General features: G+C 33.6%; 22 protein-coding genes. 2 read left to right on the top strand and 20 right to left on the bottom strand.

Going from position 1 to position 24,807, the window contains the following annotated elements; translation table 11 throughout:
* Positions 1–8 precede the first annotated feature (8 nt).
* The 5 genes from fapR to EDD62_RS02280 all read right to left on the bottom strand — a co-directional run bounded on the left by fapR (position 9) and on the right by EDD62_RS02280 (position 5,657).
* Positions 9–563: a transcription factor FapR gene (gene fapR, locus EDD62_RS02300; RefSeq protein ID WP_123807382.1), complete on the bottom strand. Its 555-nt coding sequence runs from the start codon at positions 561–563 to the stop codon at positions 9–11.
* Positions 564–705: 142 nt separating this feature from the next.
* Positions 706–1,407 (bottom strand): class A sortase, encoded by a 702-nt coding sequence (locus tag EDD62_RS02295; protein ID WP_123807381.1) that lies wholly within the window; start codon positions 1,405–1,407, stop codon positions 706–708.
* Positions 1,408–1,474: 67 nt separating this feature from the next.
* Entirely contained in the window at positions 1,475–3,517 is a 2,043-nt protein-coding gene (gene recG / locus EDD62_RS02290; protein ID WP_170152749.1) for an ATP-dependent DNA helicase RecG, read from the bottom strand.
* Positions 3,518–3,606: 89 nt separating this feature from the next.
* A complete protein-coding gene (locus EDD62_RS02285) occupies positions 3,607–5,274 on the bottom strand; it encodes a DAK2 domain-containing protein (RefSeq protein ID WP_077140416.1) in 1,668 nt (555 codons plus the stop codon).
* Between the two features lie 11 nt (positions 5,275–5,285).
* Positions 5,286–5,657, bottom strand: a complete 372-nt coding sequence (locus EDD62_RS02280) for an Asp23/Gls24 family envelope stress response protein (protein WP_077140417.1) — start codon at positions 5,655–5,657, stop codon at positions 5,286–5,288.
* Positions 5,658–5,875: 218 nt separating this feature from the next.
* Here EDD62_RS02280 and rpmB point away from each other — a divergent pair, with 218 nt between their 5' ends.
* Positions 5,876–6,064: a 50S ribosomal protein L28 gene (gene rpmB / locus EDD62_RS02275; RefSeq protein ID WP_077140418.1), complete on the top strand. Its 189-nt coding sequence runs from the start codon at positions 5,876–5,878 to the stop codon at positions 6,062–6,064.
* Positions 6,065–6,111: 47 nt separating this feature from the next.
* Here rpmB and EDD62_RS02270 read toward each other — a convergent pair whose 3' ends face one another.
* From EDD62_RS02270 to gmk, 15 genes are all read right to left on the bottom strand, one after another.
* Positions 6,112–6,813 (bottom strand): DUF554 domain-containing protein, encoded by a 702-nt coding sequence (locus tag EDD62_RS02270; protein ID WP_077141149.1) that lies wholly within the window; start codon positions 6,811–6,813, stop codon positions 6,112–6,114.
* A 105-nt stretch (positions 6,814–6,918) separates the two neighbouring features.
* Positions 6,919–7,593 carry a thiamine diphosphokinase gene (locus EDD62_RS02265; RefSeq protein WP_123807379.1) on the bottom strand — a complete coding sequence of 225 codons (675 nt, stop codon included), beginning with the start codon at positions 7,591–7,593 and terminating at the stop codon, positions 6,919–6,921.
* Positions 7,586–8,230: a ribulose-phosphate 3-epimerase gene (rpe, locus tag EDD62_RS02260; protein ID WP_123807378.1), complete on the bottom strand. Its 645-nt coding sequence runs from the start codon at positions 8,228–8,230 to the stop codon at positions 7,586–7,588. The genes EDD62_RS02265 and rpe overlap by 8 nt, the downstream gene beginning before the upstream one ends.
* Positions 8,231–8,310: 80 nt before the next feature.
* Positions 8,311–9,192, bottom strand: coding sequence for a ribosome small subunit-dependent GTPase A (rsgA, locus tag EDD62_RS02255; RefSeq protein ID WP_123807377.1), 882 nt, complete (start codon positions 9,190–9,192; stop codon positions 8,311–8,313).
* Between the two features lie 387 nt (positions 9,193–9,579).
* A complete protein-coding gene (locus tag EDD62_RS02250) occupies positions 9,580–10,857 on the bottom strand; it encodes a cytochrome P450 (protein WP_123807376.1) in 1,278 nt (425 codons plus the stop codon).
* Between the two features lie 128 nt (positions 10,858–10,985).
* A complete protein-coding gene (locus EDD62_RS02245; RefSeq protein WP_123807375.1) occupies positions 10,986–11,879 on the bottom strand; it encodes a hypothetical protein in 894 nt (297 codons plus the stop codon).
* Between the two features lie 40 nt (positions 11,880–11,919).
* Positions 11,920–14,292: a Stk1 family PASTA domain-containing Ser/Thr kinase gene (gene pknB, locus EDD62_RS02240; RefSeq protein ID WP_123807374.1), complete on the bottom strand. Its 2,373-nt coding sequence runs from the start codon at positions 14,290–14,292 to the stop codon at positions 11,920–11,922.
* Positions 14,289–15,032 carry a Stp1/IreP family PP2C-type Ser/Thr phosphatase gene (locus EDD62_RS02235; RefSeq protein WP_123807373.1) on the bottom strand — a complete coding sequence of 248 codons (744 nt, stop codon included), beginning with the start codon at positions 15,030–15,032 and terminating at the stop codon, positions 14,289–14,291. The genes pknB and EDD62_RS02235 overlap by 4 nt, the downstream gene beginning before the upstream one ends.
* A 4-nt stretch (positions 15,033–15,036) precedes the next feature.
* Positions 15,037–16,125, bottom strand: coding sequence for a dual-specificity RNA methyltransferase RlmN (gene rlmN / locus EDD62_RS02230; RefSeq protein WP_077140425.1), 1,089 nt, complete (start codon positions 16,123–16,125; stop codon positions 15,037–15,039).
* Between the two features lie 19 nt (positions 16,126–16,144).
* A complete protein-coding gene (gene rsmB / locus EDD62_RS02225) occupies positions 16,145–17,437 on the bottom strand; it encodes a 16S rRNA (cytosine(967)-C(5))-methyltransferase RsmB (RefSeq protein ID WP_123807372.1) in 1,293 nt (430 codons plus the stop codon).
* On the bottom strand, positions 17,434–18,402 hold the full coding sequence (gene fmt, locus EDD62_RS02220; protein ID WP_077140427.1) for a methionyl-tRNA formyltransferase: 969 nt from the start codon (positions 18,400–18,402) through the stop codon (positions 17,434–17,436). The genes rsmB and fmt overlap by 4 nt, the downstream gene beginning before the upstream one ends.
* 34 nt (positions 18,403–18,436) lie before the next feature.
* The gene (gene priA / locus EDD62_RS02215) at positions 18,437–20,863 is read right to left on the bottom strand and encodes a primosomal protein N' (protein WP_170152748.1); all 2,427 of its coding nucleotides are present in this window, start codon (positions 20,861–20,863) and stop codon (positions 18,437–18,439) included.
* A 2-nt stretch (positions 20,864–20,865) separates the two neighbouring features.
* Entirely contained in the window at positions 20,866–22,050 is a 1,185-nt protein-coding gene (gene coaBC, locus EDD62_RS02210; RefSeq protein ID WP_123807370.1) for a bifunctional phosphopantothenoylcysteine decarboxylase/phosphopantothenate--cysteine ligase CoaBC, read from the bottom strand.
* A gap of 64 nt (positions 22,051–22,114) precedes the next feature.
* Positions 22,115–22,309, bottom strand: coding sequence for a DNA-directed RNA polymerase subunit omega (gene rpoZ, locus EDD62_RS02205; protein WP_123807369.1), 195 nt, complete (start codon positions 22,307–22,309; stop codon positions 22,115–22,117).
* 2 nt (positions 22,310–22,311) lie between these two features.
* Positions 22,312–22,932, bottom strand: a complete 621-nt coding sequence (gmk, locus tag EDD62_RS02200) for a guanylate kinase (protein ID WP_123807368.1) — start codon at positions 22,930–22,932, stop codon at positions 22,312–22,314.
* 138 nt (positions 22,933–23,070) lie between these two features.
* On the opposite strand from gmk, the gene EDD62_RS02195 reads away from it, so the two are divergent.
* Complete coding sequence (locus tag EDD62_RS02195; RefSeq protein WP_123807367.1) at positions 23,071–24,771, top strand: Rqc2 family fibronectin-binding protein; 1,701 nt, start codon at positions 23,071–23,073, stop codon at positions 24,769–24,771.
* Positions 24,772–24,807: the final 36 nt, after the last annotated feature.

Raw genomic sequence — 24,807 nt, 5'->3', positions numbered from 1 at the left:
CTCATTATTTAAGATTTATAATACATCTTGAAAGTACCTTTAAAAACCAGTTCACCTTTAACTTCAGATTGGACTTCTACATTATAAAATTTATTATCTATCCTTGATGCTTTGGCTTTAGTAATAACTTGGTCATTTAAATATACTGGCTTTACAAAATCTACAGATGCACTTCGAGTAAGTACAGTATCATGTTGAATTAAAGCGACACTTAAAGAGTTCGCTTGTGCAAACAATATATGTCCCCTTGCAATATGATTGCGGTCAAAAACTTGATTCGCCTTAATTGTAAGCATTGATATTGCACTTTTATTTAATGTAATATCGATTATTTCACCGATAATTTCATCTTCTTTCAAACTTGAAATCTCAATTGGTTGCTCTGCTCGAGCTTTAATTCTCTTTCGAACTTCAGGTATATTTAATGTCATTCTATCTAATCTTATGGTTTGAATGCTTACATTGAATTTGTTCGATAAATCTTCATCCGTTAAAAAAGGATTATCATCAATCAATGATTTAAGTTTTGAATGTCTTTCTTCTTTCGATAATTTATTTTTCATAAATTCAATCCCTATCTTCATATCCAAAATTAGTACTAGGTATTAATACTTCTTAATAATATCAATAACGATATACCTTTTCAAGATTTTAAAATGAAAAGAGTACAACACTTCCGTTGCACTCTTTTCTAAATAAGATAAATTAAGCTTCTTTTGCAGTAATAATCGTTCGTGTAAGAAATAATCCTGTATTTGGATCATAATCATCACAAGTCACTAACGTTAATTTTGTTGGTTCTCCTTGCTGTTCTTCTAACACTGATACATCATTAGGTTTTACGTGCTTTTTGTTTGTTATTTCAAATTCTCTTTCTCCATCACGTGTCACTATAATGACTTTTGCACCAATATTTGCATCCGCTAAATTCGAAAACCTCATATTTGTGCCAAGTAATTTATGACCGGCAATAGCAATGTTCTGGTCATCTAAACTATCATCCTCTTCGACAAATACTACCCCATTGTATAGATTCTGTACCGTCGCAGGGCCTTTCAAGATAGGTTCGTTGATTCCGACGGATGGTACTTTGATAAAAGCGACCATACTATCTCCAATTTCTGTGTAATCAGTTTGATGCTTAGATGGGTCTTCATGATCAATGCCATCTAAATCTTCTTTCTCATCTACAGAAACAACTTCCTGATCTGGTGCATCTTGTTGTCCATTCGTTGCAATCCATTCTTCAATAGGATTTACATACACTGTAGACTCACCGTTTTGAAATGCTTCAATCATTCTCTCATTTATTTGTGTCATAACGTACGATCTAATGTGTGACCAACTAAATAATATAATTGCTGCAACTATTAATAATACACCGATAATTCGTAATAAAGTTCTCATTTCTCACCTCTTAAAGTTTATATTTTATATTATATGTGATTCACTAATATCTTACAATTATTGATTATTAAGCTTCTAATTCAGGTTTAAAATTATCTAACCACATTTTTAAATCGTCCGTTAAATGATTAATATAATATTCGGCTTCAAGATGTGCATACATGACCATTTTATAATCTTCTACTAAATGGGCAAACTGAAAGTCAGGTAATCCACTTTGTTTTACTCCTAAAAAATCACCTGGTCCTCTCATTTCTAAATCTTTTTCAGCGATATAAAACCCATCTTCTGATTGTTCCATAATTTTCATACGTTGAATTCCTGTTTCTGTTTTCGGCGAAGCAACTAAATAGCAATAAGATTGTTTATGTCCTCGTCCGACACGACCACGCAATTGATGAAGTGTTGATAAACCAAATCGATCTGAATTATATATAATCATCAAAGAAGCATTAGGGACATTGACCCCTACTTCAATAACTGTTGTTGAAATTAAAATATCAATATCATGTCTTATAAATTGTTGCATTAGTTCATCTTTTTCATCAGATTTGAGTTTTCCATGCATTAGTCCAATTGAATGGTGATTAAATAGTTGTTGATATAAATAATATAGAGATTCTGCACTATGCGCTTCAACCATATCACTATCTTCAATTAACGGTGCAACAACGAAAACTTGCTGTCTCTCATTCAGTGCATCTTTCAGAAGGGTCACCATTTCATCGTGATCTCGTTCATCAAACCATCTCGTGATAATCGGCTTTCTTCCAGCTGGTTTCGATCGAATCAATGACACATTTAAATCACCCATCGCTGTAAATGAAAGCGTCCTAGGAATTGGTGTAGCGGTCATCATAAGAACATGCACGCCTTGTCCTTTATCCTTTAAAATGCTTCTCTGTCTAACCCCGAAACGATGCTGTTCATCTGTAATCACAAGTTTTAATTGATCGAACTCCACTTCTTCTGTTAACAACGCATGTGTACCGATAATCATATCGATTTCACCTGATGAAAGTTCCGATAATATTCGCTTTCTTTCTTTCGTCGGTGTAGAAGACGTTAACAACTCTATTTGAACAGAAAGTCGACATTGATCCACAAATGATTTCAACCCTTCTAAATGTTGTGTTGCAAGAATTTCTGTCGGCGCCATAAATGCGCTCTGATACCCTTTCAAATGAATCGCATACATTGCAATTAATGCAACAATTGTCTTCCCACTACCTACATCACCTTGCACAAGACGATTCATAAGATGTGTACCATTAAAATCTTTAATAATGGTTTCAACAACAGTCTTCTGATCTATAGTAAGTTCAAATGGAAGATGATTAATTAACGGACTTAATTCATCAATCTCTACATTTAAAGGCTCTGTCGAGTCTTTTAATTGTTGATTATGCTTTTTGTATTGCATATAGAGTTGGAACATAAATAACTCATAAAATTTAATTGATCGCTTAGCAAGTTCTATTTGTCTAGAATCTTGTGAACGATGTATCGTTTCATAACAGACATCTAATGGAGTTAATTTATATTTCTTAACAAGGTCTATTGGTAATTCTACATAACCAGAAGTCATGTCCAATGCTTGATGAATTGCATGTTGTAAAGTTTTAGTAGAAATTTCTTTAATTTTTCTATAGTGAGGTTCAAGAGTTTGTTTTTCATCGTTATGCTCATGATCATTTACTTTAATACGATTGACGGTAATTTCTTGTTTTGCTAAATTAATCTTTCCACTAATAATATATTCTTGTTCGACGGTCAATTGCTTAATCAAATAAACTTGATTGAAAAAGATTAACTTGAATGGAATATCTTTAATATACACTCTAACAATCGTTCTTGAACGCCTTTTAGCATAATAGCTCGGTTTACCAATTTGATAAACTAAGCCGACAACGTTAACTTGTTGTCCATCTTCTATTTGCGTTAAATCAGTCAATTGATAGTCTTTATAACGTGTTGGGACGTACTGAATTAAATCTTCATTCGTCACTATATGATTTTCTTTGAACTTTTCATACGTTTTAGGCCCTATTTTATCCAGTTGATCGATATTAAAAATACGATTTGTATGTATAATTGGAAGTATCGCCATCATGTCACCTACATTAATTTGTTAAATTTATTTTACTAAAAATAAAAAGATTATGCACATCACTTTATGTGCATAATCCTTTGAAAGATTTACTCAACAGAGACTAAGTAAGGATATACTGGTTGACGTCCTTTATGAATCTCAACTTCGACATCTTCATATTGTTCTTCTATATAAAGTCTAGTTCTTTCAGTCACTCCACTGTCAGCTTCTTCTCCACTAATAATTGTGACAATTTCTGAATCTTCATCGATCATTTCATCCAATAAATGTTTTAATGTATCTTCTATTTGATCAAGTGCCTTTATGATTTTACCTTCTTGAATAGCCATAAATTGACCCTCTTTAATATCAACACCATCAATCGTCGTATTTCGTACAGCATTTGTGATAGATCCTGATTGAATATCCTCCATCATTTGTGTCATTGACTCTTTATTTACCGACACAGATTCATCAGGATTATAACCAAGTAAAGCTGCTAATCCTTGCGGGATTGTTTTTGTTTCAACAACTTCAACTTCTGCATCAACAACAGAGTCTACTTGATTTGCTGCCATAATAATGTTTTTGTTGTTTGGTAAAATAAGGGCCTTTTTCGCACCACTTTTCTTAATCACTTGTGCAATATCATCTGTTGATGGATTCATCGTTTGCCCACCTGAGATAATGTGCGTTACGCCTAAACCTTTAAATATTTCTGAAATACCATCACCCATTGAAATTGCGATTACTGCAAAATCAACCTTTTTATTCAATTCTTTATCTTGCTGTTTTTTGAGTACTTCACGGTGTTGTTCTCTCATATTTTCGATTTTAATTTTAATAATTTCCCCATACTGTTCTGCATACGTTAAACATTGACCTGGATGTTCAGAGTGCACATGTGTTTTAACAACTTCATCATCACTCAGTACAAGCAATGAATCACCAAATTCACCCATATCATTTCTAAATTCTTCTTCGTCAAATGGTTTCTTACCATCTTGAAAACGAACCATGAATTCTGTACAGAATCCATAAATAATATCTTCTGTAGACATAAAATCTGCTAAGAAATCATGCTCATCATTTACAAATGAATCCGTATCTACTTTGCCATCTTCACTGAAGTTAGCAATTGACTGATCAATATCTAGTTCTTGATTATTTAACGCTCTTAAAAAACCTTCATAAACATAGACTAGCCCTTGACCCCCACTATCCACAACGCCAACTTCTTTTAAAACAGGAAGTAAATCAGGTGTACGTTTCAATGAAGCCATTGCTTCTTTATACACCTCATCCATAATAACTTCAACATCGTCAGTGTCTTCAGCTAATTCAGTTGCTTTATTCGCCGCATCCTTCGCAACTGTTAAAATCGTACCTTCTACTGGTTTAATGACTAACTTATAAGCTGTTTTAACACCTGCTTGAAATGCACTCGCAAACATCTTTGCATCAATTTGTTCTTCACCTTCGATATGTTTAGAAAATCCTCTAAACAATTGGGATAAAATGACTCCTGAATTTCCTCGGGCTCCCATCAGTAATCCTTTAGCAAATACTTTCCCTACTTCACCAATGTGATCATTCGAGTTATTTACGACTTCTTCTTTACCAGATTGAATTGATAATTTCATATTCGTTCCCGTGTCACCATCTGGAACAGGGAATACATTTAAAGAATCTACATAATCAGCATATGAAGATAAATTATCGGCTCCCAATATAATCATTTTTTGAAATTTACGTCCGTCTATTGTTTTAACCATACTTCTACTCCTTACTTTTCATTATCAGTGACAACACGCACACCCTGCACATTGACATTCACTGCATTGACTTTTAAATTTAATGTTTTCTCTAAATTATATTGAACTGCTGATTGAACATTTCTAGCCACCTCTGATATCTTTATACCGTAGCTAACGATAATATAAATATCAACATTCAACATATCTTCATTAAGTGAAACGACTACACCTTTTGCGTAGTTCTCTTTGCCGAGAAGTTCAGTAAATCCATCTCGCACTTGATGTTTACTTGCCATACCAATGATACCAAAACATTCTACAGCCGCACCACCAGCAATTGTAGCAATGACTTCATTAGAAACATCAATCGTGCCATGTTCATTGTTTAATTGTAGAGACATTCTTATACACTCCTTATACAATACTTTATTATAATACACAGTTTTCTATAAAATTTAAACATTTTATAGAAAACAATTTTTCGATGATTACATTTTTAATTTTTAATTTACTATGTCATTATATCATATCAAATAATATATTGAATTTATATGATGCATATGCTAAAATATTTAAGTATGTTATTTCATAAGAGCAAAAGATAAAGGAGGCACATAAAATGGCTAAAGAATGTTATGTAACAGGTCGTAAAGTCAAAGCGGGTAACAATCGTTCACACGCTTTAAATGCAAATAAAAGAGTCTTCAAAGCTAACTTACAAAAAGTAAGAATTTTAGTAGATGGTAAACCTAAAAAAGTTTGGGTTTCAGCTCGTGCATTAAAATCTGGTAAAGTTGAACGTGTTTAATTCACATAAAAAGAGAAAGGCAAACGCCTTTCTCTTTTTTTTAATTCTTAAAAAATACTATAAATATATACAAATAAAATAGCCATAAAAATACCTGGGATCATATTTGCAACACGCATTTTAGTGATGTTCAACATATTCAATCCAATTGCGATAATAATTACACCACCACTTGCGGTAATTTGAGCAATCATTTCATTCAATATGGACTCTGGTACGACTTTATCTACTTGTGTAGCAAGGAGTGATAAACCACCTTCATACAATAACGTTGGAATGGCAGCAATGATCACACCAGATCCATAAGCAGTTGTCATCACTAATGCAATAAAGCCATCCATTATACCTTTCGTAATTAATACTTCATGATTTCCTCTAATACCACTATCTAAAGCACCAATAATCCCCATCGCTCCAACGACAAAAATTAATGTTCCGGTAATGAATCCTTGGCTTAAGTTACCAGCATGCTTATCTCCCAATTTAAATTCCATCCAATGCCCAAATTGATTTAGCCTCAATTCAAGCTGAATAAATTCTCCTACTGTAGAGCCTAATATTAAGGCAAGTAATAACAAGATAATATCATCTGCTTGCACTGCCATTTGAATGCCTAGCACAATAATAATTAAGCCTTGTATTTTCATAATTGTATCTTTAAGATTCTCTGGAATTTTAGTTAGAAATAAACCAATGACACCACCGATGACGATAGCAAGTGCATTGATTACTGCTCCAAGTAAAGCGATATGAAACCACCCCACATTCTAATCTGAATAACGATATTTCTTTATAATATTTGCTATATAACAATATCACGGCATTATCAATTTGTATATACTATAATGATATTCTTATTTGTCTTTAGATTGAATGACAAGAACAAGCCCTTCATATACATGCAGTACACCTGTCTCTTTCAAAAATTCATTGCTTACGGTTAAAGATTCTCCTTGTTTTAACGTTGTTTTTTCAAGGTTATATTTAAATCCTTCTATAGCTATAGTACATATATCGCTTTGCTGTATAAAAGAAACATATTTCATATCGAAGTGATTGGCTATATGATGTTTCCCTTGATCAAACATTTGTAGTACATTTTGATCATCGATCATTCGAATCGAATGTTTCTCTTCAAGTCGTTTAGGGTGCTTCAACAATTCAATAGCACTCATAAAATGGTCGAGCCTCCCTCCCGTTGCACCATATACATTGACTGAAGTAAATTTATTTTTATCACACCATCTTAACGCTTGATCTAAGTCTGTCAAATCTTTGTCTTCTGGCAATATCGTTGCACCTTGCTCAATAAGTTCAGACTTTACACCACAATCCACAGAATCAAAGTCACCGACCATATACGTTGGCGTTATATCATATGACAATAAGACTTCTGCTCCTCGATCAACACCAATCCATCGTTCATTCTGTCGTTGATGAATCAGTGAAGCATCAATATTAATATCAGTGCACAATATATTAATATGGTTATCATGTTTATCTGTCTTCGTAATATGCTCCTTAATCATTGCTTAACCTCTTCACTGTGTCAGTCATATCATCACTTGCTAACAAATAAGACCCACTTACAACTTCATCAACACCATATTGATGACATAAACGACTTGTTTCATCGTTTATACCACCATCTACTTCAATGACGAATGATAAATCATGATGCGCTCTGAATTGATTTAACTCATCAATTTTCTCCAACATAGAGTGAATAAATGATTGTCCACCAAACCCTGGATTTACAGTCATAATCAACACACAATCAATGTCTTTAATAACCGGTAATATTGAATTAATGGGTGTTGCTGGATTTAGTGCAATACCCACTTCCATGTGATGTGACTTAATCTGTTGAATCACACGATGTAAATGTGTACATGCTTCAGCGTGTACTGTCAACCTATCAGCACCAGCATTTGCATAATCTGAAATATAACGATCGGGATGTTCAATCATTAAGTGGACGTCTAAAAAAAGATCAAATGCCGCATCTATTTGTTTCAAAATAAAAGGTCCCATAGATAAATTAGGAACGAACTGACCGTCCATCACATCATAATGAAGACCATCAACCGCTGATTGATTTAATCGTTCAATATCACGTTGTAAGTTCAAAAAATTTGCAGCAAGTAATGATGGATATACTTTCATTCATATCACCTCATAAATTATATTTCGTGTATTTGCCTTTATTAATAAAATCAAAACATGTCTTTGCAATAAATACTAAATTAATATTTAGGCTTTTCATTCATTTTTGCTTCAAGCAAATGAATATAATGATCATACCGATGTTTCATAATAGAACCTTCTTCAACCGCTTTTTTCACTTGGCATTTCGGTTCACGGTGATGTAAACATTCCCGAAACTTACACGATTTTGAAAATCGGTTAAATTCTTCAAAATAATATTTCAATGATTGCATTTCTATCATTGATACATCTAACTGACTAAATCCTGGTGAATCACCAATATATCCTCCTTTGAATGGAAATAATTCAATATGTCGAGTTGTATGCTTACCACGACCAAGCTTTGTAGAAATTTCTTGTGTCTCTAAATCCTTCGACTGATCTAACTTATTAATCAACGTTGATTTTCCAACCCCTGTTTGTCCTGTCAACACAACAACATGATCTTTGATTAGTGATTTCAACTGATTCAAATGATGATTGTTGATAGAAAACAATAATGAAATATCTAAATCATCATAATACAATTTATATTGCTCTAGTGCCTTGTAATCATCTTCAGCTAATAAATCACATTTGGTCAAAATGAGGATTGGCTTCGTTTCATTATGTAAGCTGCTACATATAAATTTATCAATTAACAACCAATCAATCGTTGGTGATTTGACACTCATCACAATGGCTAAATAATCAATATTAGACACCGCTGGTCGTATAAACTCATTTTTTCTAGGATGAATATGTACAATTACACTCTGATCGTGTTCTTCATCAGTCGTACTAATGTCGACAAAATCGCCTACTTTAGGTGCATTATTTTTATGACGAAATATCCCTCTAGGGCGAGTAGTAAATACACCTATATTTGTATCCACAACATATTCTCCACTCATTGCCTTTATAATACGGCCGTTTATCATCGAATTAATCCACCTCAATTATATTTGAATTCTTTAATACCTTTAAAAGTTATAACTTTAAAACTTCATCATTTCTCAATTATCGATAAAAATCATATTAGATACTCTTTTTTCATTTTCGATAGTATACTTCTATACTTTACATATGGCTATTTAATTATTATTGTACTGTATTCAAATCACTATTTAAATATATTCACTATATATTCGTCTATATTTTTAGATTTCTTTTAATTCAAACTTAAATTCAATTAGTAATTCATACATTAATTATACTTATTTACTATATTAATTTATAAATAAATCTATTCATAAAAAAAAGTACCCAATAATAATGGGTACTTTAGAAATTATAATTGTAAATGATTAAATTAAAGATGTCGGTGATTAAAAACGATTAATATCTCTTTCTACGTTTTTAATAATAAATCCTGATTTCACTCGACCCGGTAATTTATTTAAATCAACCGTCAAGTCTTGTGCTGGTACTTCATATTTAATCGCTTGTGCAAAGTATTTCATAGACTCTTCCATAACAATCACCGTCATCCACTCACCCGCACAACGGTGATTTGTATAATAGTCTCCACCACCTTGTGGAATTAAATCAAATGGTGAACCGTCCCAGTCTTCAAAACGCTCAGGTATAAACTGGTCAGCATTTTCCCATAAATCTTCACGGTGTAATGTACCGTATACATCTAATACCATAAAAGTATCTTTCTTAATTTCATATCCTCTAAATTCAATGTCTTTACCAGCTTTACCAGGTAAATATGGAACGAATGGATAGAAACGTCTTACTTCTTGAATGAATTTATAAACATAATCCTCTTCATTTTGAGCTACTTTTGTACGTTCTTTAGGGAATTCATACATCGCTAATGTACCAAACGCAACAAAACGGTTAATTGCTACTAATGGTCTAATGACATTCATTAAGTCAATTGCTGCAAGTCTTGCATCCATTGGATTTCCTTCGTAATCTTTCCAATGTGCAAATTCATATAAAGCAGTTCCTTCAGGAGGTGTAATCTCTCCATCACGAACACCTTGAATTTGAGCCTCTAACCAAGTCTCAACACGGTCACGTGCTTTACGCGCTTCTTTATAACCTTTGAACATTGTACCGATTGCTTTAAATGAATCGATCATCGTATCCATATCTTCAGCGTATTGGTTAATTTCATCTTCAGAAGCATGCAATCCTGCCCACTTAATCCCTACTTTTGTCAGGACATAAATAGCCTCTTTATAAACATTAACTTCATCCATATGACTCATTCTTGTCGTATTATAGTACCATTCTAGACGAGTTAATTCTCTTAAGTAGCTTAAGTTTTCTTCAGTCATTAACGACATAAATAATGCTTTACGATCTATATGAGTTTTACCAGTCGTTGTATGAATAGCCCCTTTACCGAATAAAGTTTTTACAACACGTGGTGGTAATGTCCCTTGACGTTCAATCTTGTCATTGTCATAAAACAGCTCAGCAGCATCCTTACCACTAATGATTACCGTTTTCTTCCCACCTAATGCACGTGTTGCAACAATGTCATTACTGTTCAAACGTTCTCTTAATTCAGGAATATAAGTATATCCCTTCTTTAAAGCTTTAACAGTATTGTCCATTCCTCTATCTCTAGGTATTGATTTGCCCATAAATTCTCCTCCTCAAAATATTCAAACAAACTCATTGAACTCTAAAAGTTTATTTGATGGCTTACAAATATAATGCCAATAATATACCTATTTTGCAAGTAATAAGATACAATTTAGGTTATTAAAATTTATTCAATCATATCAAGTGAAATCGGTTGATTCGGATACTTAAGTATGAAACCATTTCCAATTTCAACATAACGACATAAACTTTCATCATGAATTACACCAGTATTTTCTCCGTATACTTGTATTCCTTTTGATTCATAGAAGTTCGCAAGTAACAATGCATTGCCAGCGGTATATTCATCAATTTTTATACTTTTGATTTGCGAAGAGATGATTTCAAGCTTATTAATTAACCCCTTCAAATAAATCTCACCGCCACGATTCCCTGTCAAATTCAAAGTGAATGTTGTGTCATCATTGATTTTATGACGATATCGATCTAGCATCTGTTCGATAAAATCTATATCAAAATTTAAATGACTTACTCTTAATTCAAGATGATTAGATTCGTCAGTTAATTTAAAATATGGATCAACCGTTAAATTCAATGCATTAAATGTTAGGACATCCATCGTATACGTTTGATTTCCTCTAGCAATTGTCATGAATCGATTACGCCTAATAATATGTTGAAGTAATAACCCACTATCATTTGAAGTTAATAAATGTTTATATTTATTCCGTATATGTTCTATCGGTTCATCATCAAGATGGGTAATTTTGTCATGTATGACTACTCTAAGGTCTTCAGCAACGTGCTTCACATAGAATGTATCTTCTAACAATGTTGGCATAAATCCTATAAAAGGCTTAACCTCTGGATGAAGTACTTGAGTATTTAACGCCCCGCATTGCAATAATAAATCATTTAAAAAATAAAAAGAGGTAGAGGTATCCTGTATTGTTCCGTTCAAAAGTCTCTTATATTCAGTAATAATATTGTCATTGATTGCTTCTTGGTATACATAATCACTGAAAAGATACCCTTCTAATTTTTTGATTAATTCTTCCATAAGCTCATTCCTTTTTTCATTCGCTAACTTTTAAAATACGTTATAATAAGGAGTTCATGTTAGATAATTTAGAAGCTCGATCAGATTCCTTTATGCTCGCTGATTGATTTTGTTTAGATTCTTTGTCGTCGGTCGTTGAAGGTTCATTACTTTCATTAGACTTCGATGACTGATCAGGTGATAAAGCATTTTCTTTATCCTCTTCGGTCTCATCTTCAGTCTCTTTACTTTTATTCGATGAATCGTCAGAAGCTTGGTCATTTTCATCGATTTCATCATAATGTACTTTCTTGCTTTTCCATACTTCACCATTTATTTCAATTTTATATTCTGCTGTCATAGATTCTTCAACAACTAATTTCAGTTCATATTCTGTATCTTCTGTAATTGTAAATTCATCAACAGGTTCTTTAATATCATGATTTTTATCACTAATATATACTTTTACATCTGTTGATTCATTATTTACTAATTTAATTTTGGCTTTATTATTGTGAGCTGTTTCATCAGCTGTACTACTTTGTTGTTGACCAGACTCTGATTGTTTACGTTTTGATTTATTAGTAGTCGGCTCTTCTGTTGATTCTTCTGATGTCTTCTCATCATCTTTGTCACTGTCTTCATCTAACGGATCTTTACCGTCTTGATCATCATCAGGTGCTTCCGTTGATTCATCCTCAACACTTGGTTCGCTATGCTCTAACGTAATGGATTCACGATATTCTTTATCAGCTTGTGGTTTCGGCCCTTTACTCACAGTAATTTGAACTGTAGAACCTTTCGGAAGTTCTCCGTCATTTGGTTCTTGCTTCATCACATCTAAAGCTTCGACATCTTCTGAATACTCATCTTTCCGTTCCACATTAAATCCTTCTTTTTCAAGTTCTGATTTTGCTTTATCGAATGATAAGTTCGTATAATCTAATATCGAGATCATTTCTGGCCCTTTTGAAACGGTGAACTTAATATTTGATTTAGATGCAATAACACTTCTATCTGGTTCAATAGATTGCGAAATAATATGACCTTCTTCGAATTCATAATTATATTCTTCCGTTGAATCAATTGTTTTAAATTTTGCTTTTTCTAATTTCTGTTCAACATCATCAAATTTTTGGCCAGTAAAATCCTCAATTTTATATGGTTCTTCACCTTTACTCACTAGGACATCAATTGATGAATTTTTCTCGATTTCAGCACCGACATTTGGTGTCACCTTAATAATTTGATCTTTTTTTACATCATCATTATACTCTGAATATTTTTCGCCAATCATTAAATCTTCTTCTGTTAATAACTGTTCATACTGTTTTAATGTCAAACCTTTATAATCTGGAACTTCAACTTCCCTTGGCATTGAAAATACAAACCAGCTTGTTATCGCTAGCACTAGCAACGTTGCGAGTAAAATAAATAACCACTTGTATTGCTTTTTAGTCGGTTTCGATAGTGTATCTTCATGATCTTTTTGAACAGGTGGAACAGCAGTTAATTTTTCATTAGATTCTTTATGCTGTGTACTTTTTTGAATGCCTGAATTTAGCATGATTGTTTCTGTTTTATTTTCTTTAAATTTCAGCACATACGGTGATACCGGCTGATCATCTAACATATACTTAATTGAATTTTTCATTTCCTTTAAAGATGAAAAGCGATCCTCAGGATGTTTTTCAGTAGCTTTTAAAATAATATTGTTTACTCTATTTGATACTTCACGATATTGGTTAATTTCGGGAATTTCATCTTGAATATGTTGCAAAGCAATACTCACTTGGGTTTCACCAGAAAATGGTAATTGATTGCTTAATAGTTCGAAGAGAATAATTCCTAATGCATAAATATCAGTAGCTTCTGATGTTTTCTTACCTTTCACTTGCTCAGGTGCTGCATATTCTACTGATCCTAAATAATTACTTGTTTCAGTAATTGTGTGGCTGTCAGTTGCTTTACTAATTCCAAAATCAGTTACTTTAAGTTCGTTATGTTCATCAATTAAAATGTTTTGAGGTTTAATATCACGATGAATGATGTTTGCCTCATGAGCCACTTCAATCGCGCTCACAATTTGAAGCATTATTTTCTGTACTTGCTCTAATTCAATAGGATGGTTATTTTGTATAAATTCCTTCAAAGTTTGTCCTTCGACTAATTCCATTATAATAGAACAATACTCTTCATTTTCATCTACATCGTATATATTCACTAAATGATCATGGTATAAATTCGTTGCAGTTTGAACTTCTTTATAAAATTGCTTAATTGTCTTTTCTTTCGCATGAGGATCTACTTTGATCATCTTGATGGCAACATCTCGATTTAATATCGTGTCATACGCTTTGTAAACAGTCCCCATTCCACCTCGACCAATGTACTGTATAATTTTATATCGATCTTTAATCATCTCACCAATCATTCAAGATCACCTGCTTTTAAATCAAGTAAAATAATACTTAAATTATCTGAAGCACCTCGATTAAGCGCAAGTTCAATCAATTGCTCTGCAGCTTGATGTACATCGTTCGATTGGTTCGTAATACTTTTAATCTCATCATCTGTCAGTTCATCCGTTAGTCCATCGGTACAAAGTAAGATAAAGTCTTTATATTTTGTCGAATATTTCATAATATCTGGGTAAATTAATCGTGATGTTCCAACTGACTTCGTCAAAATATTTCGTTGTGGATGTTGCCTAGCTTCATCATCTGTCAATTCACCTGAACGCATCAAATGACCAACAAATGTATGATCATAAGTCATTTGGTGGATTTTATCTTGACTAATCATATATGCTCGCGTATCACCGATGTTTGCAACCCATACTTCATCATGATATACAATCGCTGCACAAAGTGTTGTACCCATACCTCTTTCATCATCATTTGATTGACTTCTTTTAAAAATTAATTCGTTTACATTATTGATTTGAACTCTTAACCATTCTTTGGCTTGATCTTTAGTGATCAAATTGGTTGCTTTAAAAGATTCAATGAGTGAATTACACGCGATAGTACTTGCAACTTCACCGGCATTGTGACCACCCATTCCATCGCAAGCAACCATAAGTAATTGATTCGTCTGATTGTAAACATATTGAACATAATCCTCATTATGATTTCTATGAAATCCTTGGTGAGTGATTGCAGTAATATTCATAAAATCACCTCACTTCATCTGTTCGTTCTTTCGCTCTTAATTGACCACATGCTGCATCAATATCAGCACCTTGCTCTCTTCTGATTGTCGCGTTAATTCCTCCGCGGACTAATGTTTGATGGAATTTAAAAATATCATCTTTAGCCGTTCGAACATAGTTTCTTTCAGGGACATGGTTTACTGGAATTAAGTTTACATGACAATTCAATGGCTTAATTAATTGAATTAATTCTTTCGCATGTTCGACTTGGTCATTTACTCCACCAAATAATCCATATTCAAACGTAATACGTCTGTTCGTTACATTCTGATAATGCTTTAAACTATCCATCAATTTCTTTACATTATACGCTCTATTAATCGGCATCAAACGACTTCTAATTTCATCATTCGCTGCATGCAAGCTGACTGCAAAGTTGATTTGTAAATCTTCTTCGGCAAAGTCATAAATGCGTGGTACAATACCCGACGTTGATACCGTAATGTGACGGGCACCTATGTTCAAACCATCATCATGGTTGACAACATATAAAAAGTCCATCATTTCATCATAGTTCTCAAAAGGTTCTCCAATTCCCATGATAACGATAGAGGATACTCGTTCATCGGTAACATCTAACGCTTTTTGAACATTGAGCACTTGTGCGACAATTTCACCAGCTTGTAGGTTACGCTTTAGACCACCTAAAGTTGATGCACAGAATGTACAGCCAATGCGACAGCCTACTTGGGTTGTGACACAAACTGAATTACCATAATCATGACGCATTAATACGGTTTCAATTGTATAACCGTCTTGCAACTCAAATAAGAACTTAATCGTTCCATCTTTACTTTCTTGCTGAACTACTGTTTTTAATGTTGTAAACACAAAAGTTTCTTCTAATAGTGTTCTAAGTGACTTACTTAAATTACTCATCTCTTCAAAAGAATTAACACGTTTCTCGTAAAGCCATTCAAAGATTTGTTTTGCACGGTAACCTTCATACCCATTTTCAACGAGCCATTCTTCAAGTTGTTCTAGTCTAAATGAATAGATTGAGTCTTTTTCGAAATCTGGTAAAAACTTGTTGCTTTTTGGTTTGATTGCCATAAATTACTCCTTAAAAAAATTATTTCTTAATAAATCTTGAAACGAAAAATCCATCACCATTAAAATGTTGTGGAAGGATTTGATGTGTATTATGTTCGATTAATGAATCTTTGTACTCTGTATGATCAAATTCGATATCTTCGTGTTGCTTCTTAAATGTGTAGCTGACATTTTCATTTTCTTGTTGAAAAATCGTACATGTAGAATAAACAAGTGTTCCGCCAGGCTTTAAATACTGTTTGACATGGTTTAATATACTTAATTGAATATCACTTAATTCAAGCATATCTTCCATTGTCTTGTTGTACTTTATCTCAGGTTTCCGCCTTACAACACCTAATCCTGAACACGGTGCATCCACTATTATTCTATCAAACTGTTGCTGAAAGTCATACTCTCTTGAATCTTCATTCATCACCGTAACACAGTTTATTCCAAGTCGTTGAATTTGTGATTTAATATCTGCTACTTTTTGTTTGTTTATATCATTGGCGACAATATGACCTTCGTCTAGTTGATTTGCAATGTACATTGTTTTCCCACCGGGTGCACTACATGCATCAAGTATTAGATCTTGGCCGCTAGCATATAATTCTTTAGTGACAAGCATAGAACTAATATCTTGCATCGATAAAATCCCATCATTGAACAATTTATGATGTTGTATTGAAGGACCTTGAATAGCAAATCCGTACTCAATGACGTCTTTATTTAATACTTCATAACCATCAAGTTCTAACAATTCAATGACTTGTTCTTTATTCATTTTTTTGCTGTTAACTCTAATCCATTGTAATGGTGGCATATTTAATGTTTTCAATGTATCTTCAATGACATCATCTTCATAAAACTTTCGCCAATACTTAATAATCCAGTGTGGCATGCTATATTTGATACTCATTCGATGAACAGGATCTTTTATTAATGATACATCTTTTACCCCTTCTCGACTTACTGCCCGCAATATTCCATTCGTAATTTGAGACTGATGGAACCCTATTTTATTTTTTGCCACTTCAACCGCTTCATTAATAATCGCAAATGTCGGCACTCGATCCAAGTATTCCATTTGATAAACACTCATCCATAATAAGATTTTTAAATCTTTTTTGATTTTTGTTTGGATAAATGGTTTCACATAATAATCCAATGTCATTTGATGCTGTATTGTCCCATAAACAATGTTTGTAAATAACTTTTTATCCAACTCATTTAATTCATGGTTCGTTAAATAAGAATCTATCACTTGGTCACTGAAATCACCATTCATATATACATCACATAATGCTTCATACGCTAATGCTCTCATCATAATGATTCACCTAACACTTTTCCTGATAGATCCTTAGCCACTTTAAGTTGTAAGAATTGTTTAATTGACATTCTCTTCTTCCCTGCGAGTTGAACTTCTATTAATTCAATCACAGTTGACTGACCACACTGAACGAAAAATTGATCATCCTTTATTTCTACCATGCCTGGAACATTCTGTTGGCTAAACTCAATCGTTTGTTCAGAGACTTTAGAACGGTAAATCTTTAACCGTGTTCCATCAATTAACGTATGTGCAACAGGCCATGAATTCATACCTCTAATGTGATTATGAACTTCTCGGGCAGTCATCTCAAAGTTTATACGTTCATCGTCTTTAGTAATATTCGGTGCGTATGTTGCTTGTTTATGATTTTGCGCTACTCGCTCATTCATTTCATTAAAAATTAATGGCAAAGTGTCGACTAACAAATTAGCCCCAACGACTTTCAACGTATCGAACATTTCAGCAACGGTTGTATCATCTGAGATTAAAACTTCTTCCTTACGGATAATATCACCAGAATCTAACGCTTTATCCATATACATTAACGTAATCCCTGTTTTTGGTTCTCCATTCATAATTGCATGATGGATAGGAGCGCCTCCCCTATATTTAGGAAGTAATGAAGCATGAACATTAACACATCCAAATTTAGGATGGTTCAATATTGATTCCGGAACAAGTTGACCATATGCTGCAGTAATGATCAAATCAACATCGTTTGAAATAATCCACTCTTCCGTCTCTGACCCCGTCAATTTTTCAGGTTGGTATACATCGATTCCATGTTCAGCTGCAATCACTTTAACTGGCGTTGGCTTTAATTCTCTCTTTCGCCCGACTGGACGATCAGGTTGAGTGACAACACCTAATATATTCAAATCTACAACATTGATGAGTTGTTCTAAAATATGTTCACTGAAATCAGGAGTTCCCATAAAAATAACATTATATTTTGACATAACTTCCTCCATTACTTTTTAGGCTATTTAAATACTACATAAAATGATCCGGATTGATATATATATGTACCGCAATTCGGTCAGTTTGATAAAGTGATCTATACTGCTGATCAATTTGATATAATATGTGATTCATTTGATTTTGCTGCTTATATTTGATCAAAAGTTGATAACGGTACTTATCTTTTACTTTAGATACCGGACTAGGAGTTGGTCCGAGTAAATAACACCCTTTATTCATCTGTTGATCAATATATTGATATATATAATGTGCATGTTGTAATGTTACATCCATATCATCATGTTCAATGACAATCAATGTCATATAAAAATAAGGTGGATATTTCGCCATCTTACGATAAGCCATTTCTTCTTGATAAAATGCTAAATAATCTTTAGATACAACATGTTTAATTGCATAATGCGTTGGGTTAAACGTTTGAATATAGACTTGACCTGCCTTATCTGCTCTGCCCGCTCTACCGCTTACTTGTGTGAGCAATTGAAATGTATGTTCACTCGCTCGAAAGTCAGGTAAATTCAATTGAGTATCTGCATTTAACACACCGACAAACGTGACATTTGGAAAATCTAATCCTTTAGCTACCATTTGAGTGCCAATTAACACGTTGTATTCACCTTGCCCAAACTGATTAAAAATCCTTTCATGAGCACCTTTTTTTCGAGTCGTATCGTTATCCATTCTGACAATCTTTGCCTCAGGAATTAATTCACCCAATGTTTCAGCTGCTCTCTCTGTCCCGACACCTATAAGCTCCATACTATTTTGTGCATGACAACTTAGGCACTGATGAGATTTCTTCTCTTCATAATTACAATAGTGGCACTTCAATGATTGTGAATGATGATGATATGTTAATGAAATATCGCAATGTTTACAGTGAGGGACATGACCACATTCATTACACGTAATATGGGTGCTATAACCACGACGATTTAAAAACAATACACATTGTTCACCTTTTTGTAATGTTTCCTTAATCGAGTTAAGTAAAGGATTTGTAAATAACATTTGCGGATCAACGGTGAATTCTTTTGTCAAATCAATTAAGTGAATGTCTGGCAATGTCGCTTGTTGATTCGCTCTAGTAGTCAATGTATTCAATGTATATACGTCATGTTCAGCTCGAACGTACGTTTCAAGTCTTGGTGTTGCAGAACCGAGTACAATAGGGATGTCATGATATTTACTTCTTTCAATCGCAATATCTAACGCTGCATATCTCGGATGATCTTGTTGTTTATATGTCGATTCATGCTCTTCATCCATAATGATAATGCCCAATTCTTTAAATGGTGCAAATATACTACTCCTTGCACCGACAGAAACTTTTGCTATGCCTTTATTAATTTTAGACCATTCATCATATTTTTCACCCGCACTCAGTGCCGAATGGAGGACTGCAACGTCATCTTGAAATCGTGCTTTCACTCGTTCTACCATTTGCGGTGTTAATGATATCTCAGGCACAAGCATAATCGCTTCTTTGCCTAATGATAATGCTTGTTCAATTAAATTCAAATAAACTTCAGTTTTACCACTTCCAGTGACCCCATGGAGTAAATGAACTTGTTGTTTAGATTCAACGATATCATTAGAAATTCGATCAAATACAATTTGTTGTTCACCATTTAATTGCTTCTTTTCAGTTGGCAAGACATCCATATGCGCAAATGGGTCACGTGCTACTTCAACGTAACCTTCTTCAAGAAATTGTTTATCCACAAGTCCTTTCACGACTGATCGGCTAAATCCATGTGATTTCAAATCAGAATATGTCCACCAATCAAATGGTCGTGATTTAATCAATTCATAGCATTCGATTTGCTTTTGTCCTTTGAGTCGTTCAATATTTTGTTCAATATATTGTACGGATAAAGATTTTTTCTTATTTAATGATTGTGCGATATCACTTTCTTGAATTAATACTCCTTCATCTAATAACTGTTGTATTTCCTTAAATAACTGACTATCTAATGGTATAGATGATAGCTTAAATCCTGAATGACCTGATGCATTAAATTTATCTTTTAATGCGTCAGAAAATAAGTTCATCTGTACTTCATGCTCTGGATTCATAAAGATTAATCTTTCATATTTTACTTTCAGTGCACTTGGTAGCATCGATTCTATCGCACCGATTCGAGTCGTAATATAAGTATCTGCCATCCATCGGCTTAATTCAATAAGCTCATTCGTTAATACTTGTTCATAATCCATTAACGCCTGAATTGATTTAATTTTCGATGGATCATTAAACTGAGCATCGTCCAGTCGCTCTACACACCGGATGACATAGCCTACTTTCGTTTGTCTACCGAAAGGAATAATGACACGTTGTCCAACAGTGACTTGTTGTTCCAAAAATTTGGGAACACGATAAGTAAAGAGCTGGTCTACTTGTTTATGATTAATATCTACAATCACTTCTACGAACACGATTATTCACCTACAATAAAATTCATAATATCTATCGCAACTTGATCTTTATGATTGCTTTGAATCGGATATGGTGGATGATTATGGCTATACACAATCACTTCATTCGTATCTGATTTAAACCCTGAATCATCTTGATTAATATAGTTCCCTATAATAAAGTCTGCATGTTTTGTATTCAGCTTTTTCATCGCATAAGTTTCTAACGATTGAGATTCAGCAGCAAATCCAATGACTGTCTGACCAGTTTTTTTCTGTTCACCAACCGTTTTTAATATATCTTCCGTTCGTTTCAACTTCAACACAAGTTCTCCATCGGACTTTTTAATTTTATGTTCACTTTGATCAACTGTATAATCACTCACTGCACTTGCACCGATAAATATATCCATAGAGTCAATATGCGTCATCACAGCTTTATACATATCATGTGTTGATTCAACGTGAATCGCATTAAATGATGATGGAATCTCTAGTTGATTCGGTCCAACAACGAATGTAACCTTTGCTCCAAGTCGTTCACATGCTTTTGCCATACTTAAGCCCATCTTTCCAGATGAATGATTAGAGAGAAATCTAACAGGATCTATTCGTTCTAACGTTGGACCCGCCGTGATGATAACCTGTTTGTTCAGCAATGGTTGATTTATTGGTATATCAGATTGAATGACCGTATTATAAATAACCTCTACATCTTCCAACCTACCTGTATCTACAACACCGCATGCCAAAAATCCACTTCCCGGTCTAATTAATTGATACCCATCTTCAATTAATACTTTAATATTCTGTTCTGTTCTTGGATGGTTATACATATTCACATTCATCGCTGGTGCAATGTACTTTTTAACCGTCGGATCCAGTGCGAAAGCAACATTAGTGACCATATTATCTGCTAGTCCGGTTGCAAGTTTGGCAATCGTATTCATTGTTGCAGGTGCAATGATGAAAGTATCACACCATTTACCTAGTTCAATATGGTTAATATACGCAGTCGATTCCTCTTCGAACGTATCGATATATACCGGTTGTTCAGTCAATACTTCAAATGTTCTACGATTAACAAATTCACTCGCACTATGGGTCATAATCACTTTTACTTCATGACCATTCTTTTTAAACAGACGGACGAGTTCATAAGCTTTATAGCTGGCAATACCTCCAGTCACTGCAAGTAATACTTTCATTGGATTGTTCTCCTTCCGTTAAAAAAGCCGTCCATCCAATATTTGAATGTCGGCTTCAACTGTATTATTTACTAATGTTTAACTTCCTTTGAGAGAGTTCTTCTAATGCTTTCCCTACAGGCTTATATGAATGATATGATTCATTAAATGCTGAATCAGGGTGCTCTTGTAATTCACGTGCACGACGAGCCGCTTGTGTCACTATCATATAACTAGAATCTACGTGTTTTTTTAAATCATGAATTGCTGGATATAACATACTTAATCGACCTCCAATAAATGCTTTCTCAGTTGTTGTTCAATGCGCTTACGGTTATGATGTTCAGCAGTTACAATTGATTGGATTGTTTGTCGTGCAGCATCAACCTCGTCATTAATCACTACATAATCATACAAACTCATCATTTCGAGTTCTTTTTTCGCGGTTTCTATTCGGTTCTTAATTATATCATCACTTTCAGTCCCTCGTCCAATTAATCTATCTTCTAAATGGCCAAGTGTTGGTGGGGCCAAGAAAATAAACAAGGCATTAGGAAACTTCTCGCGAACTTGTTTAGCACCTTCAACTTCTATCTCTAAAAATATATCACGTCCGTCATTAATTGTTTCAATACAATAATCGACAGGTGTTCCATAATAATTATCTACATATTGTGCATATTCAATGAACTTATCGTCTGCAATCAATTGTTCGAATTCTTTTTTTGATTTAAAGAAATAATCAACACCGTCAACTTCTCCTTCTCGCATATTACGAGTTGTCATCGATATTGAGTATTCAAATTCAGTGTCAGGGTGATCAAAAATTGCTTTACGTACTGTACCTTTACCAACACCTGATGGACCACTTAATACTATCATTAATCCCTGTGGATTGATCATATATAAACCCTACCTTTTAATTAATACTATTAATTTACCACAACCCCTATGAAAATCATAGACATTATCGTAACTTTTACAAAAGTTATACACGTGATAAAATAATACATACTACACTTTAGAACTGAGGGCATCTATATGGCATTTGATGGACTATTTACACAGTTTTTAATCCATGAACTTCACAGTCAATTACCACAGCGTATTCAAAAAATTCAACAAGCTGACCATGAGCATTTAATTTTCACAGTTAAAGGTCAACAAAAAAAGCAAAAATTACTTATTTCAACCCATCCAATGTATGCAAGGTTGCATATGACCACATCATCATTTGATATACCATTTGATCCACCAATGTTTACGAAAGTGCTTAGAAAACATATAGAAGGTGGAATGATTCATGAAATCAATCAAATTGGAAATGACCGCCTCATCCAATTCGTCATTGAAAGTCGTAACGATTTAGGTGATTTAACAACTTATCATGTATATGTCGAAGTGATGGGAAAACATAGTAACATTATTTTAACAACTAAAGAAGACAAAATAATCGACAGCATCAAACATTTAACACCAAATACGAATAAAGCCCGTACAATCATGCCTGGTTTTACTTATGACACACCAGCAACACAAAATAAGATCAATCCATTTGATGTTGATACACCTGTAAAATATATTGATTTCAACCAAGGACGACTTGATAAACAAGTGATGCAATCATTCGAAGGTCTATCTCCGATGAGTGCAAAACTGATGCTAAGTCAATCACGCTTTGTAACAGGAGATAATTTTAATCAATTATTCAAACAATTTATGTCAATTTGTCAAGATCCCCAACCAACACTATGGACTTCAAACAATAAAGAGTTCTTTTACATCACACACCCTAATATTCAAAGTGAAGCATCAACTTACTTCACACCGTTTGAAGACGTTAAAACTTACGATACAATCAGTGAATTGTGTGATGCATTTTATAAAGATAGATCGAACAAAGCGAAAATTGATCAACAAGCCAAAGATTTACTTAAAACGATCGAACAAACAAAGTCACGCTTGAAATCTAAACTTGAAAAATTAAACAATGAATACAATGAAGCCATCAATATGGATGAATACCAATTAAAAGGTGAGCTACTCACAACGTATATGCATCAACTGAACAACCATTCTGATCAAGTTGAAGTCATTAATTACTATACCAATGAACCAATCACCATCGAAATCGATACAACGAAGTCAATCAATGATAATGCTCAAAAATATTACGCAAAATATCAAAAATTAAAGCGACGACAAAAAGAAGTAACCGCTCAAATAAAACAAACAAAAGAAGATTTACAATACATCGACTCACTTCACCAATCGATGCAAACAATTGACCTTCAAGATATCGATGACGTAAGAGAAGAAATGATTAATGCAGGCTTTCTAAAAAAGAAGAAGTCAAAACAGCAACATAAACAAAAAAACAAAAAATCTCACGAAAACTATATAACGACAACCGCTTCAACAGGTGAAACCATTTTAATTGGTAAAAACAATAAACAAAACGACTATATTACAACAAAAAAAGCTCAAAATAATCATCTTTGGTTCCATATTAAAGATATGCCAGGTTCTCATGTTGTCATATTAGACAGTGAACCAACAGATGATGCAATTGAACAAGCAGCGCAATACGCCGCAGGATATTCATCCGCACATATGAGTGACAACGTAGAAGTCGACTACACGTATATAAAACATGTTCATAAGCCAAGCGGTGCCAAACCAGGATTTGTTACGTATGATCATCAAACGACGTTGAATGTCACACCCAAAGTACTATCTTAGTCCTTCTTAAAACATTACATTTATAATTGAAAATCT

Source organism: Abyssicoccus albus (genome assembly GCF_003815035.1).
GTDB classification, from domain to species: Bacteria; Bacillota; Bacilli; order Staphylococcales; family Abyssicoccaceae; genus Abyssicoccus; species Abyssicoccus albus.
Note: the sequence above shows the minus strand (reverse complement) of the source record. Positions and strands in the feature narration are given on the sequence as shown.

Bases quoted from the DNA above. Each gene is read 5' to 3' on its own strand.
- fapR (WP_123807382.1), bottom strand. From the start codon at position 563: ATGAAAAATAAATTATCGAAAGAAGAAAGACATTCAAAACTTAAATCA.
- EDD62_RS02295 (WP_123807381.1), bottom strand. From the start codon at position 1,407: ATGAGAACTTTATTACGAATTATCGGTGTATTATTAATAGTTGCAGCA.
- recG (WP_170152749.1), bottom strand. From the start codon at position 3,517: ATGGCGATACTTCCAATTATACATACAAATCGTATTTTTAATATCGAT.
- EDD62_RS02285 (WP_077140416.1), bottom strand. From the start codon at position 5,274: ATGGTTAAAACAATAGACGGACGTAAATTTCAAAAAATGATTATATTG.
- EDD62_RS02280 (WP_077140417.1), bottom strand. From the start codon at position 5,657: ATGTCTCTACAATTAAACAATGAACATGGCACGATTGATGTTTCTAAT.
- rpmB (WP_077140418.1), top strand. From the start codon at position 5,876: ATGGCTAAAGAATGTTATGTAACAGGTCGTAAAGTCAAAGCGGGTAAC.
- EDD62_RS02265 (WP_123807379.1), bottom strand. From the start codon at position 7,593: ATGATTAAGGAGCATATTACGAAGACAGATAAACATGATAACCATATT.
- rpe (WP_123807378.1), bottom strand. From the start codon at position 8,230: ATGAAAGTATATCCATCATTACTTGCTGCAAATTTTTTGAACTTACAA.
- rsgA (WP_123807377.1), bottom strand. From the start codon at position 9,192: ATGATAAACGGCCGTATTATAAAGGCAATGAGTGGAGAATATGTTGTG.
- EDD62_RS02250 (WP_123807376.1), bottom strand. From the start codon at position 10,857: ATGGGCAAATCAATACCTAGAGATAGAGGAATGGACAATACTGTTAAA.
- EDD62_RS02245 (WP_123807375.1), bottom strand. From the start codon at position 11,879: ATGGAAGAATTAATCAAAAAATTAGAAGGGTATCTTTTCAGTGATTAT.
- pknB (WP_123807374.1), bottom strand. From the start codon at position 14,292: ATGATTGGTGAGATGATTAAAGATCGATATAAAATTATACAGTACATT.
- EDD62_RS02235 (WP_123807373.1), bottom strand. From the start codon at position 15,032: ATGAATATTACTGCAATCACTCACCAAGGATTTCATAGAAATCATAAT.
- rlmN (WP_077140425.1), bottom strand. From the start codon at position 16,125: ATGGCAATCAAACCAAAAAGCAACAAGTTTTTACCAGATTTCGAAAAA.
- rsmB (WP_123807372.1), bottom strand. From the start codon at position 17,437: ATGATGAGAGCATTAGCGTATGAAGCATTATGTGATGTATATATGAAT.
- fmt (WP_077140427.1), bottom strand. From the start codon at position 18,402: ATGTCAAAATATAATGTTATTTTTATGGGAACTCCTGATTTCAGTGAA.
- coaBC (WP_123807370.1), bottom strand. From the start codon at position 22,050: ATGAAAGTATTACTTGCAGTGACTGGAGGTATTGCCAGCTATAAAGCT.
- rpoZ (WP_123807369.1), bottom strand. From the start codon at position 22,309: ATGTTATATCCAGCAATTCATGATTTAAAAAAACACGTAGATTCTAGT.
- gmk (WP_123807368.1), bottom strand. From the start codon at position 22,932: ATGATCAATCCACAGGGATTAATGATAGTATTAAGTGGTCCATCAGGT.
- EDD62_RS02195 (WP_123807367.1), top strand. From the start codon at position 23,071: ATGGCATTTGATGGACTATTTACACAGTTTTTAATCCATGAACTTCAC.